The 18,493-nt window shown below is 50.0% G+C and carries 16 protein-coding genes; 5 read left to right on the forward strand and 11 right to left on the reverse strand.

Features of this window, described 5'->3' with window-relative positions; translation table 11 throughout:
• Nucleotides 1-200 precede the first annotated feature (200 nt).
• The 4 genes from GYX26_RS02575 to GYX26_RS02590 form a co-directional block, all read right to left on the reverse strand.
• The gene (locus tag GYX26_RS02575) at nucleotides 201-1,496 is read right to left on the reverse strand and encodes a sulfate adenylyltransferase subunit 1 (protein WP_174827909.1); all 1,296 of its coding nucleotides are present in this window, start codon (nucleotides 1,494-1,496) and stop codon (nucleotides 201-203) included.
• Nucleotides 1,497-1,503: 7 nt separating this feature from the next.
• Nucleotides 1,504-2,106 carry an alpha/beta hydrolase gene (locus GYX26_RS02580; RefSeq protein WP_174827910.1) on the reverse strand — a complete coding sequence of 201 codons (603 nt, stop codon included), beginning with the start codon at nucleotides 2,104-2,106 and terminating at the stop codon, nucleotides 1,504-1,506.
• On the reverse strand, nucleotides 2,106-3,020 hold the full coding sequence (gene cysD, locus GYX26_RS02585) for a sulfate adenylyltransferase subunit CysD (protein WP_174828015.1): 915 nt from the start codon (nucleotides 3,018-3,020) through the stop codon (nucleotides 2,106-2,108). Before cysD ends, GYX26_RS02580 begins: the two co-directional genes overlap by 1 nt.
• Before the next feature lie 62 nt (nucleotides 3,021-3,082).
• A complete protein-coding gene (locus GYX26_RS02590; protein ID WP_370520835.1) occupies nucleotides 3,083-3,811 on the reverse strand; it encodes a phosphoadenylyl-sulfate reductase in 729 nt (242 codons plus the stop codon).
• Between the two features lie 252 nt (nucleotides 3,812-4,063).
• On the opposite strand from GYX26_RS02590, the gene cysG reads away from it, so the two are divergent.
• Nucleotides 4,064-5,473 (forward strand): siroheme synthase CysG, encoded by a 1,410-nt coding sequence (gene cysG, locus GYX26_RS02595; protein ID WP_174827912.1) that lies wholly within the window; start codon nucleotides 4,064-4,066, stop codon nucleotides 5,471-5,473.
• A 74-nt stretch (nucleotides 5,474-5,547) separates the two neighbouring features.
• Here cysG and bfr (GYX26_RS02600) read toward each other — a convergent pair whose 3' ends face one another.
• The 7 genes from bfr (GYX26_RS02600) to GYX26_RS02630 form a co-directional block, all read right to left on the reverse strand.
• Nucleotides 5,548-6,021 (reverse strand): bacterioferritin, encoded by a 474-nt coding sequence (gene bfr / locus GYX26_RS02600; RefSeq protein WP_100091140.1) that lies wholly within the window; start codon nucleotides 6,019-6,021, stop codon nucleotides 5,548-5,550.
• A gap of 10 nt (nucleotides 6,022-6,031) precedes the next feature.
• Nucleotides 6,032-6,496 carry a bacterioferritin gene (gene bfr / locus GYX26_RS02605; RefSeq protein ID WP_100091139.1) on the reverse strand — a complete coding sequence of 155 codons (465 nt, stop codon included), beginning with the start codon at nucleotides 6,494-6,496 and terminating at the stop codon, nucleotides 6,032-6,034.
• Nucleotides 6,497-7,397: 901 nt separating this feature from the next.
• A complete protein-coding gene (locus tag GYX26_RS02610; RefSeq protein ID WP_174827913.1) occupies nucleotides 7,398-8,204 on the reverse strand; it encodes an MBL fold metallo-hydrolase in 807 nt (268 codons plus the stop codon).
• A complete protein-coding gene (locus tag GYX26_RS02615) occupies nucleotides 8,197-9,216 on the reverse strand; it encodes an NAD(P)-dependent oxidoreductase (protein WP_174827914.1) in 1,020 nt (339 codons plus the stop codon). Before GYX26_RS02615 ends, GYX26_RS02610 begins: the two co-directional genes overlap by 8 nt.
• A complete protein-coding gene (locus GYX26_RS02620; protein ID WP_174827915.1) occupies nucleotides 9,213-10,220 on the reverse strand; it encodes a 3-oxoacyl-[acyl-carrier-protein] synthase III C-terminal domain-containing protein in 1,008 nt (335 codons plus the stop codon). The genes GYX26_RS02615 and GYX26_RS02620 overlap by 4 nt, the downstream gene beginning before the upstream one ends.
• A gap of 531 nt (nucleotides 10,221-10,751) precedes the next feature.
• Complete coding sequence (locus GYX26_RS02625) at nucleotides 10,752-11,645, reverse strand: SDR family oxidoreductase (RefSeq protein WP_174827916.1); 894 nt, start codon at nucleotides 11,643-11,645, stop codon at nucleotides 10,752-10,754.
• 237 nt (nucleotides 11,646-11,882) lie between these two features.
• Nucleotides 11,883-13,259, reverse strand: a complete 1,377-nt coding sequence (locus GYX26_RS02630) for an OmpP1/FadL family transporter (RefSeq protein WP_174827917.1) — start codon at nucleotides 13,257-13,259, stop codon at nucleotides 11,883-11,885.
• Between the two features lie 812 nt (nucleotides 13,260-14,071).
• On the opposite strand from GYX26_RS02630, the gene GYX26_RS02635 reads away from it, so the two are divergent.
• The 4 genes from GYX26_RS02635 (at nucleotide 14,072) to GYX26_RS02650 (ending at nucleotide 18,483) form a co-directional block, all read left to right on the forward strand.
• A complete protein-coding gene (locus GYX26_RS02635; RefSeq protein ID WP_174827918.1) occupies nucleotides 14,072-14,596 on the forward strand; it encodes a hypothetical protein in 525 nt (174 codons plus the stop codon).
• A gap of 88 nt (nucleotides 14,597-14,684) precedes the next feature.
• The gene (gene apbC, locus GYX26_RS02640; protein ID WP_174827919.1) at nucleotides 14,685-15,764 is read left to right on the forward strand and encodes an iron-sulfur cluster carrier protein ApbC; all 1,080 of its coding nucleotides are present in this window, start codon (nucleotides 14,685-14,687) and stop codon (nucleotides 15,762-15,764) included.
• Nucleotides 15,765-15,925: 161 nt separating this feature from the next.
• Nucleotides 15,926-17,653, forward strand: coding sequence for a biotin--[acetyl-CoA-carboxylase] ligase (locus tag GYX26_RS02645; RefSeq protein ID WP_174827920.1), 1,728 nt, complete (start codon nucleotides 15,926-15,928; stop codon nucleotides 17,651-17,653).
• Nucleotides 17,650-18,483: a hypothetical protein gene (locus tag GYX26_RS02650; RefSeq protein ID WP_174827921.1), complete on the forward strand. Its 834-nt coding sequence runs from the start codon at nucleotides 17,650-17,652 to the stop codon at nucleotides 18,481-18,483. Before GYX26_RS02645 ends, GYX26_RS02650 begins: the two co-directional genes overlap by 4 nt.
• The last annotated feature ends 10 nt before the right edge of the window (nucleotides 18,484-18,493 follow it).

Raw genomic sequence — 18,493 nt, forward strand, 5'->3', positions numbered from 1 at the left:
CTTTAAATAAATGTTTACGTGGTATGTATTCTTCATATCTGTTTTAATCTATAGCTAGCTGCCAGCATCTGTAAATGCTGCTGTGGTTAATAATGAATAACCATATACTGCCAGTGTGAAGTGAGGCTGGCAGTGTATGTGAGACGGTTAATTATCTGCGCCGGATTTTTCAGGCTACAGACACGCACTTGAGTGCGGTTTTAGGCCAGTGAGGCAATCATGCCGGCGGCTACGGTGTGATTGGTGGTTTCGTCAATCAGGATAAAGGCACCGGTAGCCGGATTGGCTTGGTAGGTAGTGGCTACTATTGGTTTCTGCACGCTGAGCTGTATGCGGCCGATATCATTCAGTTGTATGCTGTCGCTGTCTTGGCGGTGATTCAGGCTTTGTACATCCAGCAGGTAATCAACCTGCCTGATTTTGGTATAAACGGTCTGTGTGCTATGTTTGAGCCAGTAGCGTCGGGCGCAATTCAATGGCTTGCTGTCAAACCAGCATATTGAAGCGCTGAGATTTTTGGCTGGCTGCAATGTGCTGTCTGCGGCAACGATGCTGTCGCCGCGTGATACATCTATATCATCAGCCAGTACTATGGTGAGCACGGTACCTGCCTGTGCCTGCTCTACCTGACCGGCCGGTGTATATATGGCGGCAATGGTGCTGGTCTGGCCGGCCGGTTCGATGCGCACGGGGTCGCCCACGCGCAGGCAGCCCTGTTCCAGCCGCCCCTGATACCCGCGAAAATCATCGGCACTGCTGCCATCCAGCCGCGCAACGCGCTGTACTGGAAATAGTGCCGGTGCGGCCAAGAGCTGGCTGTTGCGGTTGGCCACGGGCAGGCTTTCCAGCAGTTGTAACAATGGCTGCCCCTGATACCACGGCATATGCGCGCTGGCGGTTACGATGTTGTCGCCATTGAGGGCGGAGATGGGTACGTAGTTAATATTGTGCAAATCCAGTGCGGTAGCCAGTTTGTTATAGGCACGTTTGATGGCGTTGAATTTTTCTTCGCTGTAGTCGAGTAAATCCAGTTTGTTTACGGCCACGATGATGTGTGCTGTTCCGAGCAGTTTGAGGATGGCACTGTGGCGCCGGGTTTGTGGTAATAAGGCCGGTGTGTGTTCGCTGTAATCCAGCCGGGTGGCATCTATCAGGATAATGGCGGCATCGGCGGTTGAGGCTCCGGTTACCATATTGCGGGTGTATTGTTCATGCCCGGGGGTGTCGGCAATGATGAATTTGCGTGCCGGGGTGGCAAAATAACGGTAGGCTACGTCGATGGTTATGCCCTGCTCGCGCTCGGCGGCCAGCCCGTCGGTGAGCTGGGCAAAATCGGGGACGCCATCGGCGGTACGTTTGTGTTTGCCGTGATACAGCGCGGCCACCTGATCGGCCAGTAATGACTGGCTGTCAAATAGTAGACGCCCTATCAGGGTAGATTTGCCATCATCCACGCTGCCGGCAGTTATAAAACGCAATACGGAATCGGTGCTCATCGGTGTCTCACTTCTGTGGGGTTGCTGCCTGCGCCAGCATCTGTTGCAGGCTCTGCCAGACGGGTGGTAATTCGCTGAATCCGTCTTCGGCCATTAGGTGGCCGCCAGACGGTACATAATCGATGCTGCTATGCAATGCATGGGCGATGGTGCTGCTGGCGGCTTCGGGAACATAGGGGTCATTGGTGGAAATAATGCTGTGTACCTTCATGCTGATGTGCTGCAAAACGGTGAAATCGGGCTGGCTGGCATGGATATAGTCATCCAGTATTTTTAATTCGGGCAGTTGGGTGGCAAAGCCGGCCGCCAGTATGAGCCCGCCCAGCTGTGCCGGCCGGTGCCGGCTGAGAAAGTGCAGCAAGGTGATGACGCCAAGGCTGTGGCCAATCAGAAAGGTGTTTGCTTGGGGCTGGCCGATAATTTCATCCAGTGTCTGCTGCCACTCTGCGGCCTGTGGATAGTCTGGTGTGGGCATGGCCGGCTGGGTTACGGTGTTACCGGCGGCGCGTGCCTGTGTGGCCAGCCAGTCAAACCAGTTATCATGCGGGCTACTTTGAAAGCCGTGTACGATAAATATGTGTGGCGGTGCTGTGGTGGGTGTATTGGCCATCAGAAATAACCTGCTTTCTTGCGTTCTTCCATCGCTGCTTCTGATACTTGATCATCCATGCGGGTGGCGTTGCGCTCGGAGATGGTGGTTTGTGCGGTTTCGGCTATGATTTCTGCTGCGGTGGCCGCTACGCTGGCTACGGGGCAGGTGCAGGAAATATCGCCTACGGTACGGAAGCGTACGCTGCGGATTACGCTCACTTCGTTTTCTTTTTTGGGTGTCAGCTCGGTTACTGGTACCAGCATATTGCCGCGTTCTACGACTTCTCGCTGGTGTGCATAGTAAATCGGTGGCAAGGCAAGCTGTTCGCGCGCGATGTATTGCCAGATATCGAGTTCTGTCCAGTTGGAAATCGGGAATACGCGCATGTTCTCGCCTGGGTGCAGGTGGGTATTGTATAAATCCCATAATTCCGGCCGCTGGTTTTTGGGATCCCACTGCCCAAATTCATCGCGAAAGGAGAAAATCCGTTCTTTGGCGCGGGCTTTTTCCTCATCCCGCCGCGCGCCGCCCATTAGTGCATCAAAGCCATTGGCTTCGATGGTTTCCAGCAGGGTGATGGCCTGTGCGGCATTGCGTGAATCGGTAGCACGGCGCAGGGTAACGCTGCCGCGGCGGATAGAATCTTCTACGCTGCCAACAATCAGCCGTGCGCCCAACTGTTGTACGGTGGCATCGCGAAAAGCGATGACTTCTGGGTAGTTGTGTCCGGTATCTATATGTACCAGTGTCAGCGGTAATTGCAGGCTGTGTCCGGGAATCTGAAATGCTTTGACGGCCAGTGCCAGCAGTACTACTGAATCTTTGCCGCCGGAAAACAGTAACGCCGGATTGCGCGCTTCGGCCACTACTTCGCGGATGATGTAAATCGATTCGGCTTCCAGCCAGTCCAGATGTTTGTCTTGAATACTCATGATGTTTCCGTTATGGCTGCCAAGCATGTCGGCCATGCCTGCAACGCTGGGTTGATTTCTGCCTATTTGTGCAAACCACATTCTTTGCTATCCTGACTTTCCCACCACCAGCGTCCGGCACGAATGTCTTCTCCGGCTTTTACGGGACGGGTACAGGGCTCACAGCCAATGCTTGGATAGCCTTGCTGGTACAGCTGGTTTACTGGCAACTGCTGCATCCGGGCATACGCCCATACTTCGGTTTCCAGCCAGTCGGCCAGTGGATTGTATTTGGCGATGCCATGCGCTTTATCCTGCTCCGCCAGTGCTAACGCTGTGCGCGTAGTTGATTGCTCCCGCCGCTGTCCGGTTATCCATGCATCGGCCTTGTTCAGGGCGCGGCCAAGCGGTTCGATTTTGCGGATATGGCAGCATTCACGCCGCAGGGCAACGCTGTCATAAAAAGCCTGTTTGCCATGGGCGGCTACATAGGCATCAACAGCGTCTTCATCCGGCCGGTATTCGGCAATGCGGATACCCCAATGCTCATAGGCGGCACGCAGCAGGTTCTGTGTTTCGTTATTGAGTGCGCCGGTATTGAGGGTAAATACTTCAATTGGTAGCTGCTCGCGCACAATGACATCGGTGATGACCATGTCTTCAACCGCCAGACTGGAGGCAAATTTAATATGCTGATGCTGCCGTACAATCTGCTGTAAACGTGTCTGCAACTGGGCGGTTAAGGCCGGCAGGCGTTTGGTGGCGGCCGCATCATGCGGTGGTGTCCACAGGCGGGGGCGCAACATGGTTATGACTATCCTGAATGTATAATTTGTTAATGACTGCAACTGTTTAAGCAGATTACTGTCTGAATCACACGGATAGTAGCAAGCGCAGGCAGCGGCAAGGAAAGAATAAAAATTTCTTTCTTTATAACCAAATCCCCAGTCTGTGCATGGCGATGGCAGATATAACTGCCAACGCTTTGGTTAGAAAAATTGCTTCTTTTTCAGGCGGGCACTGGTGCTTATAAGATGGCATGCTAAATACAACGATAAGCCAGTATGAATCACTACCCGATATTTACTCATTTACACCAGCGCAAGGTATTACTGGTAGGCGGCGGTCTGGTGGCCGAACGCAAGGCCAGCGCGCTGTTACAGGCCGGCGCACGGCTACAGGTGGTTGCGCAGCAAACCACTGCTCAGTTTGCAGAGTGGTTTGCGGCACAACAGGCCGAATACATTGGTACGGAGTTCAGCCCCGATTTATTGAATGGTGTGTTTCTGGTGGTTGCAGCCACCAGTGACCATGCGCTGAATCGGCGTATTTTTCAGGCGGCCGAAGCGGCGGCAACATTTTGCAACTGTGTCGACCAGCCGGCCTGCTGTTCTTTTATTGTGCCGGCACTGATTGACCGCAGCCCGATACAGGTAGCGGTGAGCAGCGGCGGCCACGCGCCGGTGCTGGCGCGCCTGATTCGCCAGCAGATTGAAGTGTTGCTGCCTTTCTCTCTGGGACGGGTGGCTGCGGTAGCCGGACGCTGGCGCAAACAGGTGAAAACTGCCTTACGCAGCCTCAGTGAGCGGCGGCGTTTCTGGGAGCAGTTGTTTCAGCACAGCCGCTTTAGCCAGTATATTGCCAGCGGCGATGAAGCTGTGGCAGAAACGCTGTTGCAGCAACAGTTGACTCAGCACCAGCCGCTGCCGCAGGGTGAAGTGGCGTTGGTGGGTGCCGGCCCAGGCGATGCCGGCCTGCTAACTTTACATGCTTTGCAAGCCATGCAGGCAGCGGATGTGGTGTTATACGATGCACTGGTATCGGCAGAAGTGCTGGCGCTGGTGCGTCGCGATGCTTTAAAAATCAGTGTGGGCAAACGCTGCGGACGCCATCAGGTGCAACAGCAGCAAACCAATGAGCTGCTGGTAGAGTGGGCACAGCAGGGTAAACGTGTGGTACGCCTCAAAGGCGGTGATCCGTTTGTCTTTGGCCGTGGCGGTGAGGAATGCGCGGTATTGCAAGCGGCTGGCATTCCTTTTCGTATTATTCCCGGCATCAGTGCCGGTTTGGGAGCCACTGCCTATGCCGGTATTCCACTCACGCATCGCGATTATGCCCAGAGTGTTTTGTTCGTTACCGGCCACCAGCAATTGGGCAGCCAGACATACGGCTGGCAGACGCTGGCCTGTGCACGGCAAACACTGGTGATTTATATGGGAACGCTGCAAGCGGCGGAAATCAGCCGGCAGTTAATTGCCCACGGGCGGGCGGGCAGTACGCCGGTAGCGATTATTTCGCATGGCACTCAGGCCAATCAATGTGTATTAACCGGTGAACTGCATCAACTGGCGGTACTGGCTCAACAGGCGGCCACACCGGCGCTGATGGTTATTGGGGAGGTGGTACGGTTGCGGCAGCAACTGGCGTGGTTTCAGCCACAGGGCGATTCTGTCGCCGACGAGGCAGCAGCTTAGCCATGATGTGCTTGCTGCCATAAAAAAACAGCACGTGCGCAGACGTGCTGTTGTTGTTTTCTGCATAATCTGTATCAGTCTGCCCGTGCTGCTGTCTGGGCATAATTGGCCAAGCCAATTTCTTCAATCAGGTCTAGCTGTGTGCCCAGCCAGTCGAGATATTCTTCATTTACTGCTTTTTGCTGTTCAAGCAAATCGCGTGACACAAAATCAAGCTGGTTTTCACACACGGCAATCGCATCGGCCAGCGCGATATGCTTGGCCTGTTCCGCCTGCTGGTCACACTGTAAAATCTCGGTGATGTTTTCACCCACCAGAATCTTGCCATATTCCTGCAAGTTGGGCAGTCCTTCCAGCAGCAGTATGCGTTCAATCAGTGCATCGGCACTTTTCATGTCGCGAATGGAATGTTTGTACAGCACTTCGCCTAGCTCGGCAAAGCCCCAGTTGCGTAAAATTCTTGCATGTAAAAAATACTGATTGATGGATACCAGTAGCAAACCCAGATTTTTATTCAGTGCCTGTAAGGCCAAACGGTCACCCTGCATATTTTTCTCCTTACAACTGGTTTTGCAGATAGTTTGGCAAACCCATTACTTCAATCTGGCGTAATTGCTGTTCCAGCCAGTGGGCATGGTCTTCTTCGGTATCTTTCAACTGCGCCACCAGAAATTGCCGGGTGACATAGTCTTGTTCCTGTTCACATAGTTTAATTGCATCTTTCAGGTTCTGGCGCACACTCAGCTCGGTAGCCAGATCATTTTGCAACATGCTCACTACATCGGTACCAACATTGACTGCATCCGGCACCATGTTTGGCTTGCCGTTGAGCATCAGAATACGGTGGATAAACTGGTGTGCGTGGTCGGTTTCTTCCTGCATCTCATGGTCTATGCGCTGAAAAAGCTGCATATAGCCCATATCTTCATACATACGTGAGTGCGCAAAATACTGGTCACGTGCGGCTAGCTCTCCTGCCAGTAAGCGGTTTAAACAATCCAGTACAACTTTTTTACCTTCCATATTTGCTTCCTTTTTGCTCAAAGCTGTTCTGTTGGCATAGCCAGACAGCTTTGATTAATTATTAAACAGTCATCAACAATCCAGCCTGACCCTGAAACCGTCATCACCAGATAAACCATTTAAATAGCATTAATTTATGCTGTTGTTTTCGTACCTGTGCTGCGTATACTAAGCCTATCAGTAGATTAAGCATACATTTGCATCACCGTACTGTATCCAATGGGGATAAATAGTTTGCCGCTGTATTTTGTGCAGCCGTCAATTGCAGGCTTAAATTAATCTGCCATCCCATCCCCCGCTAAACAGTTGTATTAATTACGCAATATTTTCAGTACAATAATCAATACAACCATTTGAACTTATCATAACATTAAATTTCATCACTATTTTTAATCTAAATAAAACTAATTTTCATAATTATTCATCTAAAAATTCAAAAATTAACTTAAATATTCAACAAAAACATAGCATTAGAATAATAATGGTTCTCATCATTTATTAAAATCTATCAGCAGGCCTGCCTGAGCCAGCCAAATTAGAAAACATTTATATAAATTAACTTTATTTAACTATTATACAGATACTTGTACAACCAAATTATTACATAGTCATAATGAAGTTATGCCAGAGAAAATATAACCATTTGCATTTATTGCCTGTTCATGCCATATCCGCCAATGCATATATTTTTTGTGGTATTTATTGTTGGTATAAATGTAATGGGCACCAGTGGTACAGATAGCTACAACTGGTGCCTGCAAATAGGCCAATAAAATATATTCTGCAACGATATGCTTCAGCTTACCCAGCTTAGGGGAGCAGATTTAGTCGCGTATGCGTACTGCTGCTGGCTGACAAAATACGCGGAGGCGCCAGTAATACCACAAAGTTATTAATGCACTCATACCTCCCCTTCATGACTCAAGTGAATGGTGGCTGCACCACCCTGATGTAATTGTTGTAAGGCTTGCAGGGTAGTTACATAGGCACGCGGATTATCCATAATCAGATTAGCCAGTTTCAGCGGTAGCCGCATCTGCTGATAATTCAGGTGCGACCAGGCTGCATCACTGGCCAGCAGCGCCCAGCCATTATCTGTGGCCACAAAAGCGCCAAGCTGGCCGGCGGCATGACCGGGCAGCGGCACAATCACAATTTCCCCCTCACTTTCCGGCAAGGCATAGCCATATTGAAATGGCGCCAGTTGGGCGGGTAGTGCCTGCACCGGAAATGTTTCCACAAACTGAATTTGGCTTTCAAAACCATCTGGTATCAGCCCGGGCACAAAAGCCTGCCTTAACGCCGCTATTCCGCGCAACTGCCGCAACTGCTGCCAGCCTTCACCCGAACAAATCATGCGACAATTGCTGAAATCGCGTAAACCGGCAATATGGTCGGCATGAAAATGTGATATCAGTATCGCCGTTATATCTGCTGCCCCCAAACCCAACTGCTGCAACTGCGCCAGTATCGTCTGCTGCGGGCTGAAATAGGTAGGCGTTACCCAGCGGTAGAGGTGATATATGCCCTTTCTGGTATAGTCATCAAAATAGCTGGCATAGCCAGTATCCCACAACCAGTGCCGCCCATGTGCGCTCAACAGATAGGCGCGGGACGGGAATTTACATTTGCGTACAGGTGCGCCACGCAGAACAACGCAACCCAAATGGGTACAGTACCCGCTATCAAGACTCAGAATTTCAGCCATGTTTGGCCGCCATGCCCTGCTGACGCAGCCACTGCGCTGTTATCTCAACTGCTTGCGTTAGGTTGTACTGTGGCTGATAACCCAGTTCGCTAATGGCACGGCTGTTATCCAGCGTCATATCGTAATACAGCGCACCGACTCCATAACGCGTCCATAAGGGCTCTTTGCCCGTCAGTTTCGCTACTTTTTCCAACAGCGTGGCCACACCATAAACAAGCGGATAGGGCACAGAACGTATCTGATAATGCCAGCCCAACTGCTCCGTCAGCAACTGGTGTAACACATCCACCAGCTGCCGTGGCTGCTGATTGGTAATATTGTAAATTCGCCCCGAAGCCAGCCCGGCTGTAGTAGTAGCCAGCATCATCGCTTGCACCACATTCAGCACAAAGGTCAGGTCTAACAGTACTTTGCCGCCCCCGGGCAGACGTAATTGCTGTCGTCCGGCCTGCAACTGGGTCAGAAACCACGGCATAATCACGCGGTCATGCGGCCCAAACAGGGCACGCGGACGCAGAATGATATAGCTTGTTGCCGGAAAACGGGGTAATAATTCTAATATTTCCTGCTCGGCAGCATATTTAGTGGCGGCATAGAAGTTCGCAAAGCGCTTGGCACGATGTTCTTCGGTAAGCTGATAAAGCGGTCGGTAATCAAAATACACCGATGGTGTGGAAATATGCACAAAGCGCGCCACTCCTGCTGTTCCGGCAGCCTGTGCCAACTTGCGTGTGGCCAGTACGTTGGCCTGATAGAATTCCGCCCAGCTCCCCCATGCAGAGGACTTGGCAGCACAATGCCAGACGGCGTCACAGCCCTGCATTAACTGTACACACTGTTCGACACCGGCCTGCTCCAGATCAAGCGCAGTAAATGGCGCCTGATACTGGTGCAGCCATTGCGCAGCCGCCTGATTGCGGCCGGTGGCATGAACTTGATGTCCCTGCTGTAATAGATATTCCGCCGCATTGCGCCCTAGTCCACTGGTGGCACCAGTGACCAGTATTTTCATGGCAACAGCACCATACCCCCAAGTGTCAGTCCGGCAGCAGTACCAAACAACATCAACGGTTTGCCCGCATGTACCCTTCCTGTTGTCCATGCTTCATGCATTACCGTAGGAATAGAGGCCGCCACCTGATTACCGCGATAACGGTAAATATTCACATACTGATCCGGCCTGATACGTAGCTGCTTGCAAATGTGTTTAATCGCCAAATGGCTGGCCTGATGCATCAGCACACAATCTACTTGTGGCATAGTCAAACCGGCTTGCTGCAACAGACGCTCGGCAAAGCTCTCAATCAGCGTGGTGGCTAGTCTGAATAATTGCTTGCCTTTCATATCAAACAGAAAATCACTGTCGTCCATCCCTACTCGCAGATTGCGTCGCGTGCCACCACAACGCACCTCACACAACTCGAGCCCCTCAGGATAGGTTTCCAGCAAAAACGACAGAATACCACTGCTGCCATCGCCTTTTTCCACAATTGCACAAGCTGCACCATCACCAAAAATCAGTGCAGACTCCTCATCATCCCAGTTAAGACCGCGCGAAGGCAGATCGGCAGAAACAATAGCAATGCGCCGGTACACACCCTGATTAAGCAGACAGGCCGCCATTTCCAGCGCAGTCATAAAACTAACACAAGTATTATTGATATCGAAACAGGCAATATTCTGCGGTAAGTTGCTCACTTTCAGAATATGCGCGGCAGTATACGGTAATACCTGAATACCAATTGCCGAAGCAGAAATCAGCAAATCAATAGATTCCGGCGCAATCTGCTGGCGTTGCAGCGCATCGTTCAATGCCTCGACAGCCAACTGTGCCTGACCGACATCGTCAGTAATATGAAAACGGTGCTCGATACCGGAACGTCGCTGTACATAACCATCAGGCTTGTTAAAACGCTTGTCCATCTCAGCAGATGTTACACATCGTGCCGGTACAGCAGCACCTGTAGAAAGAATTTTTAATGGTGTAATTGCGCGTACTGAATTTTGTGCCGCCATCCGCTTCTCCTGTACATTAACAGTCATCTTGAAAATAAATAATAAAAATCAACATTATTTAGCGTATACATAATTTTTTGCACAAACTTTGATATAGCACAAGTATCAACCAAGAAGCTGATTATTCTAATCAATTCATCACAGCAAATTTAATCCCATACAGATAAATAAACCCATTGGCATTTTTAATTTTAAGCTAAACTTCACACTATCCGGCATCTTTAGTCAGTCAGCACTTTATGACAAACCTGAATAAAATATATTTCAAAGAAATAATTTTCTGAAAAAATTATCTTTAACTACAATAATATGTGTATCAAATTAACAACATGAAACATAAATTAACCTATATAACACCTATCTCAAACAGGGGTTTACATATAAATTAATTCATGGATAAAAATAACCAGTTACATTAGTCATTAGAAATCAAAAAATCCGCACTGGAACTTATTTCTCCGGCTGGCACACAGCCAGTACGGAAAGAAAGTTCCAGTACGGATTGATTTAGATTACAGACGAGTTATTGCCTTACAGCACGATACCGCCAGTAACCCCGTATACCTGAGCTGTCACATAGCTGGCTTCATTAGACATCAAGAAAACATAGGTAGGTGCAAGTTCAGCAGGCTGACCAGCGCGACCAAGTACAGATTCACTCTGGCCAAATTTCGGAATGGCTTCAGTAGGCTGGCCACCGGTAATTTCCAGTGGAGTCCAGACGGGGCCCGGTGCCACAGAATTTACCCGGATACCTTTTTCGGCCACCTGTTTGGCCAGTGCCTGAGTAAAGGCCACAATCGCGGCTTTAGTTGCAGCATAATCCACCAGATTAGGACTAGGCTCAAAGGCTTGTACAGAACTGGTGGTAACAATGGTCGCACCAGCAGGTAAATGAGGCATAGCAGCCTGAATTACCCAGAACAAGGAAAATACATTAATCTCAAATGTTTTTTTCAACTGTTCCGTACTGATATCACAGAAACGCTCTACTGCGGTCTGTTTGCCGGCAACCAAAGTCAAACCATCCAGTCCGCCCAGCTCGGTATGCGCTTTTTCAACTAGCTGTTTGCAGAAATGCTCATCACTCAAATCACCGGGAATACACACCACTTTACGGCCAGCTTCCTGTATCAGAGCTGCAACCTGTTTAGCGTCTTCCTCTTCAGCCGGCAAATAATTAATTGCCAGATCCGCGCCTTCGCGGGCGTAGGCAATCGCTGTAGCGCGCCCAATACCCGAATCGGCACCGGTGACCAGAATCTTGCGTCCGCTCAAACGGCCATGACCTTCATAGCTTTTTTCGCCACAATCCGGTACCGGATCCATCCTGCTTTGCAGGCCCGGGGCAGGCTGATACTGTTTAGAAAAATCCTGATGGTAGTACTTGGTTCTTGGATCTTGTAAACCTTCTTGATGATTCATAATACATCTCCATGTTTAACAATGCTTTATCCAGATGGAACAGCAAAACCATCATACGACAGATTATGATGCGAGCAAAGAAAATCCCCTGTAATTTATGTCAATATTGTAGTTAAAATTTATTAATCTCAATGGCTTGGATATTTTTATACAAATTATGACAAAAAATAACCAGAGCAGGCTGAATACTAAACATAATTATCCATATCCAGCATAAGCAGCCCGCCCGGACAAACCTCAGAAACGATGCGTATACGAAATACCAGCAATATGTGCATGTGAACGGTAATCCGCCTCACCGCGTACATTGCTTGAAACATGCATACCTTGATCCTGCTGGTTCATATGCGTCTGCTGAATATGCAGATAAGCATACGACACGGCCACAGTATCGTTTTTATTTACATCATATTTGGCACCAGCACCAAACAGCCAGCGATTCCCGTCAGGAATAGTAGACAGCCGCGTAGCCGAGCTGCGCACCGGTGACTGGTCATAATTTACCCCGAAGCGCCACTGTAGACGCGGATTCTGCTGATAAGAAGCCCCTACACCCACCGCATAGGTATCACGCCAATTAGTAGTAATATGCGTGGTATTCGAAGTAGCCCCATGTACCGGATCAATCGCTTTGTCGTGCTCAAAATTAATATCCAGCTGATGCAGACGCGAAGAACGCGTCCAGCTCACATTACCAAACACATTCCACTGCGGATTCACTTTCCACATACCATGTAGCGACATCACTTCCGGCGTGGTAATTTGTACCTGCGCACCTTCCAGAGCCTTAAAGCCAAACTGCTCAAACAGCGGTGCATAGTTTTGCGCATAGCTGCCCATTGGCTTCCAGCGTGCGGTACCGTGCAGATGCTGCTTAATCTTGGAACGATAGCTAACACCTACTCGCACATCATCATTAATATCCCACAGCCAGCCAGCATTGAAGCCATAGCCCCAGTCATTGCCTTTCACCGTGGCACGCGCATCAAATGCGCCCGGTGCTTTCTGATGTAATACAGCCTGCGGAATGCCAGACTGTGCACTGCCCACCGGCGCAAAATCGGCATATTTCTGTACTTCCGCATGCAGGTACTGCGCAATCAGCCCGACACCAACCGAGTGTCGGTCATTGATTTTATAGGCAATAGCCGGATTAATATCCAGCGCCTTCACATTGGTTTTATTCACGTTATAGCGCAGCACCGAATCGGAACTGTCATTGGTTCTGGCCGCATACGGAATATACACCCCCAGCCCCATGCCCCATTTATCATTCAGACGATGGGAAAAATACAATTGCGGCACCAATTGTGCCGTATTAGCAATATTGTCACGCTCAGGCCCCTGCACAGCAGAGCCATCCGCAAACGTACCACGGGCATGACGATATTCAATATCGGGTTTAATTACAAATAAATTAGTCTCAATCTGTGTACCATCCAGATTCACCAGTCCGGCCGGGTTATTCACAATAGTTGCCGCATCCGCAGCCTCAGCGGCCGCAGCATTACCGGCAGCTACCGCGGTTACAGACTGTAAACCCAAATGATATCCAGAAGCATATACAGGAGAAATAATCGTTGCAGCACTGATAAATACAGCGCTTATTTTCATCACAGCTGGCAAACGTCTTGTCATTGTGTTTTTTCTCAAAGGCAGAAAATAAAAAAAGACCTTAATTAAAGGTCTGAAAATAAATAAAAATATTCAGAAAAACTGAAAATCAGCTAAATTTGAGTGTTTATTCTAACTCAAAAATAACAAAATTGCCGTTTAGCATCCTTACAATTTTTCAATTAAATTAAATTCGCCATATCTAAATACAATTATTTTTCACCCAAAGAGCATAAAAATTCAGTTTACAACCGCACCAGCATAAATAAAAATCAATAATTTTCAACAATATACACAAGCATCAAATTATACTCAAAAGATTAAGACCAGCACAATGCCCTGCAACTCAAAAACATATAAAATCAAATAACAATAAACTGATTTTTCCAGCCCGAACATGAAACATATCTGCCCAGCACAAATTGCAGCTCAGATATTCTTTGCCAGCAGCAACTGCCAATCAACAGACAGGGCATAAATACCCAAAACATAAATACAGCCAGAAAATAATGGCACAAAAGCTAAGTACAGCCATACATCAAAACCTCATCACCGCACCAACCCTGTATTTGCCCGACTTTGCAATCATTAATTATTTTTTATACAGCCACTTTGGCATTTTATAACAACAAATACAATAAACTATTCCGGCATGCATACATGCATATTTCCCAGTTGCAGACCGCAAGCACAACAACCCAACCGCAATATCGGCCATTTTTACCATAATCATCTGCCTGACAGCCATTTACAGCAGCCAGCACCAATGGTTACACTGTCACATTATTATCGGTTTACATGGTTATACAACAATGTTTCAACGACTGAAACGCACCTGGCCGCTATTACTATTATGGCTGGATCTGATTTACAGTTTCATCCTGAATATTGTTGCCAGCATCTCACTAGAACAAACGCCAGCGTCGCAAAACAATTTACCGGTATCACCAGACATTGCTTTCAGCTGGTTACAGGTAATCGCTAATGGCGGCATGGTGCTTACCCTTAGCTTTGCTTTCTCTATCCTGCTACAACTGAATCGTGCCGTGCAGCAGCATCAGTTGTGGCCAATGACACCAGTAAGAATCTCCGCCCTGCTGATTGTGCTGGCTTTCAGTCTGCCCGCCTGGTGGCAATGGCTATGGGCATTATGGGCACTGGCTCATGGCCAGATGGTAGTCGAATGGCACAATCTGCGTTATCTCATCGTTTCGATACTGTTACTGTATCCGGCCTGCCTGTGCCTGCGTTTACTCTGGATTCGGCATCGGCAGCACAAAAACATAGATGATTCCGACAATTTCATCCAGCCTGCCGGTACCCAGCCACCATACTGATTACCCGGCACTGCCTCAAGCAAATGCTGGCCGCAAGCCAATATAGGATAAAATATGCGCCAGAAATACAGCTGCGGATTAAACTTACATGAACACACAATCCATTACCACCTTACTCAACAGCATCACCATTCCAGCCAGTAGCCGTACCCTGGGTAGTGAAAAAGCCGTGAGTAACGTTACCATCGCCAACGATGGCATTCATCTTGACCTCACCTTTCCCTATCCCGTTGCACACCTAATTGATGAACTGCAACAGCGTATCGATCAGGCCATCACTGCCGAATTTGGCGATACCCCCTTATTTGTACAGGTACAGCTGGCTATAGGCAAACACAAAGTACAGCCCGGCGTACAAACCATTGCCGGCGTTAAAAACATCATCGCCGTAGCTTCAGGCAAAGGCGGTGTGGGCAAATCCACCACCAGCGCCAATCTGGCCGTTGCTTTAAGCCGTATGGGCGCACGCGTAGGCGTACTTGATGCCGATATTTACGGCCCCAGCCAGCCTACCATGCTTGGCGTAGCCGCACAGGAACCACGCCAGCATGACGGCAAAATGATTCCCGTGATGGCTGCCGGTGAAATTCAGGTGATGTCAGTGGGCTTTCTGGTTGATACCGATCAGGCAGTTATCTGGCGCGGCCCGATGGTAAGTCAGGCTTTACAGCAGCTATTGTTTCAAAGCCAGTGGGACGATGTGGATTACCTGATTATCGACTTACCCCCCGGTACCGGCGATATCCAGCTCACACTGGCACAGAAAATTCCGGTTACCGGTGCAGTAGTGGTCACCACACCGCAAGATGTGGCTCTGATTGATGCCCGCAAAGCTGTGAATATGTTCCAGAAAGTGAATATTCCCATTTTCGGCGTGCTCGAAAACATGTCCATGCATATCTGTTCTCAATGCGGCCATGCCGAATCGATTTTCGGGCACAATGGCGGTAAAGAACTGGCGGACAGACTCGGCGTTCCCCTGCTGGGGCAGCTACCGTTAACACTGGCAGTACGTGAAGCCATGGATAATGGCAGCGCCTGCATACTGGCACAACAGCAGCCCCAAATCGCCAGCCTGTATGAACAGGCAGCATGGAAGCTGGTACAGGCACTAGCGGATCAGGGCAAAGACTATAGCCAGCGTTTCCCCAAAATTGTGGTTGAGTAAGCCCGAACAAACAGAGACAATTCCCCAACCATGCGATAACATTCACAACGGTTGTGACCGCACAACCGTTGACACAGCCTACCCGTATCCGGTCATATAGCAGAAGCAGCAACACCGAATTAACCCATTGTTATCGATAATAACTATGGTGATGCCATTTTATGAACACCCCGTTTTGGCCTTTACTGGCTCTACTTGCCGATGGTCTGGCACATAATGTCCAGACACTGGCAAATACCCTGAATAAAAAAATTCCCCAGCTCAATGCAGCCTGGCAGGAGATGCCTGCCCACATCCAGAATCTATTGCGCCAGCACAATGACGTCTGGCAGCTCACCAAAACCCTGGCACTGATACCAGAACACATCTTCAACAATTGTGCCCGCCAGTATGGGTTTAATCCCCGTCTGCTGGTACAAACCACTTCCACCAACACCATCCTGCTGGAACAAGTGCGCCGCGCACCTACTGACGCCCCACCACAAATCTGTCTGGCCTATGAACAGACTGCCGGCCGCGGCCGACAAGGCAAAACATGGCAAAACCGCATTGGCGAATGCCTGATGTTTAGCCTGAGCTGGTCATTTCAGCGCTCACAGGCTCAACTGGGCGGTCTGGCACTGGTCGTGGCACTGGCCGTAGCCCAAACCCTGCGCGAACTCGGCATAACAGCACAAATCAAATGGCCGAATGACCTGATGCTGGATAACAGCAAACTTGGCGGCATTCTGATTGAAACCGTACCACAACAGAAACAAACCACCGCCATCATCGGCATCGGCTTAAACTTCAGCATCCCCGATCAGGTGGGCACAGCCACCGCTATCCTGTCGCTGCTGCCACAAGCGCAGGTAACACAGATTTTTCAGGGCATTCTGTCCCGACTGGCACAATACCTGCCACGTTTCAATCAGGATGGACTCAGCCCCTTTCTGGCCGATTACAACCAGCTGCACCGCGATCAGGGACAACTGGTACACCTGTTAGCCAATGGCAGCAGCATTGCCGAAGGCACAGTCAGCGGTATCGCCGCTTCCGGTGCCCTGCTGCTGCAAACCGCCAGCGGTGAACGCAGCTTTGTCACCGGCGAAATCAGCCTGCGTCCCGGTACGGCACAAAGCCAGTCTGAAGAGGCCGGCAGAAAACGTTACCTGCTGCTGGACGCCGGCAACAGCAAACTCAAATGGGCCTGGGTAGAAAACGGCTGTATACTCAGCTATGGCAAAGCAGCCTATTACGACCTGCAACCATTAATACAGGACTGGGCACAACATGGTACCGGTGTACAGCGCATTATCGGCTGCGCTGTTTGTGGCAAAACACGCCAGCAGCAAATCGCCAGCATTCTGCCCAGCCCGGTAACGTGGCTGCCTTCCATGCCAGAAGCGCTTGGCATCTACAATCATTACCGCAAGCCGGCCGAACATGGCGCCGACCGCTGGTTTAACGTCATTGGTAGCCGGCGCTACAGCCGTCAGGCCTGCGTTGTGGTCAGCTGTGGTACAGCCGTCACCGTGGATGCACTTACCGATAACAATCATTATCTGGGTGGCAGCATCTTGCCAGGATTTCATTTAATGAAAGAAGCATTATCCAAACGCACAGCCAACCTCAACCGCCCGCTGGGCAAACCCTATGCATTTGCCACCACCACCCCGAATGCTATGGCCAGCGGCATCATGGATGCAGTCTGTGGTGCCATCATCCTGATGCATGCACGACTGCAACAGAAAGTCGGCGACGGCAAGCCTGTCGACATCATTATTACCGGCGGCGGAGCCAATAAAGTAGCTCAGGCACTACCTAATACATTTGTCTTAGACAACCGCATTGAAATTGTGGATAATTTAGTGATTTATGGTTTACTCAATTGGGTTGAATACGCATGAAATGGCTGTTTGCAATCTTGGTAGCATTAAATATTATTGTTTTCGGCAGCATGATAGCTGGTAAACTGGTACATGGCGTGTCTGCCTCACCCGCTGCCGCCAGCGCCGCCAGCCCTGCTGCGGAAGTGGTTGAAGCTGCCGCACCAGCCACCCCGGACATCAGCGTGCGCCATACAACTGAAGCAGCTGAAACAGCCGCCAGCAGCAGCGTGCCTGCCATCAAACCCGCCAGTAAAACCGATACCGCCGCGGCCAACAAACCAAAAACTGACGCGCCCGCCAACGCCGACAAACCGGCTACACCTACATCTACACCTACAACCAATACCTGTACCGCCACAGTTACCCTGCCAGAAGATGATTTTCACCGCATCAAAGGCCTGCTTAACCACTGGCCGTTTACCACCAGCCGCTTCATCGAGCAGGTTAGCAGCCCAGCCAAACCACATCGTGCGCCCACACCTACCCGTTACATGGTGGCACTTTCTTCAAGTGGCGACAGCGACACCCGTGCCCGTCTGCAAGAACATGGCTTTGACTACGGCATCAATCAGGGCAAAGTTAGCCTCGGTGTATTCAACCGGCGTGACGACGCAGAAAGCCTAATGGCACGCGCTAAAATGCAGGGATTCAGCGATGCCTTTATCACCACTTTAGGCGGTAGCAGTAGCGACAGCGATAGTGAAAGTGACAGCCATTCTGGCCACGCCGCCACCAGCATTGCCAAAATGCGCGTTGTATTCAGCGGTGTAGACAACTCTGCCATGCATGATATCAACGCCATTACCGGCCGTTATGGCCGCATGCAGCGCAGCGGTAACTGTCACTAAGCCAGTCAGC

Origin of the sequence: Snodgrassella sp. ESL0253 (assembly GCF_013344965.1) — a bacterium.
Classification (GTDB): Bacteria; Pseudomonadota; Gammaproteobacteria; order Burkholderiales; family Neisseriaceae; genus Snodgrassella; species Snodgrassella alvi_B.

Coding starts and splice junctions, on each gene's coding strand:
- GYX26_RS02650 (WP_174827921.1), top strand. CDS start 17,650: ATGAAATGGCTGTTTGCAATCTTGGTAGCATTAAATATTATTGTTTTC.
- bfr (WP_100091139.1), bottom strand. CDS start 6,496: ATGGAAGGTAAAAAAGTTGTACTGGATTGTTTAAACCGCTTACTGGCA.
- GYX26_RS02575 (WP_174827909.1), bottom strand. CDS start 1,496: ATGAGCACCGATTCCGTATTGCGTTTTATAACTGCCGGCAGCGTGGAT.
- apbC (WP_174827919.1), top strand. CDS start 14,685: ATGAACACACAATCCATTACCACCTTACTCAACAGCATCACCATTCCA.
- GYX26_RS02580 (WP_174827910.1), bottom strand. CDS start 2,106: ATGGCCAATACACCCACCACAGCACCGCCACACATATTTATCGTACAC.
- GYX26_RS02625 (WP_174827916.1), bottom strand. CDS start 11,645: ATGAATCATCAAGAAGGTTTACAAGATCCAAGAACCAAGTACTACCAT.
- GYX26_RS02610 (WP_174827913.1), bottom strand. CDS start 8,204: ATGGCTGAAATTCTGAGTCTTGATAGCGGGTACTGTACCCATTTGGGT.
- GYX26_RS02620 (WP_174827915.1), bottom strand. CDS start 10,220: ATGGCGGCACAAAATTCAGTACGCGCAATTACACCATTAAAAATTCTT.
- cysD (WP_174828015.1), bottom strand. CDS start 3,020: ATGAGTATTCAAGACAAACATCTGGACTGGCTGGAAGCCGAATCGATT.
- bfr (WP_100091140.1), bottom strand. CDS start 6,021: ATGCAGGGTGACCGTTTGGCCTTACAGGCACTGAATAAAAATCTGGGT.
- cysG (WP_174827912.1), top strand. CDS start 4,064: ATGAATCACTACCCGATATTTACTCATTTACACCAGCGCAAGGTATTA.
- GYX26_RS02645 (WP_174827920.1), top strand. CDS start 15,926: ATGAACACCCCGTTTTGGCCTTTACTGGCTCTACTTGCCGATGGTCTG.
- GYX26_RS02615 (WP_174827914.1), bottom strand. CDS start 9,216: ATGAAAATACTGGTCACTGGTGCCACCAGTGGACTAGGGCGCAATGCG.
- GYX26_RS02630 (WP_174827917.1), bottom strand. CDS start 13,259: ATGAAAATAAGCGCTGTATTTATCAGTGCTGCAACGATTATTTCTCCT.
- GYX26_RS02635 (WP_174827918.1), top strand. CDS start 14,072: ATGTTTCAACGACTGAAACGCACCTGGCCGCTATTACTATTATGGCTG.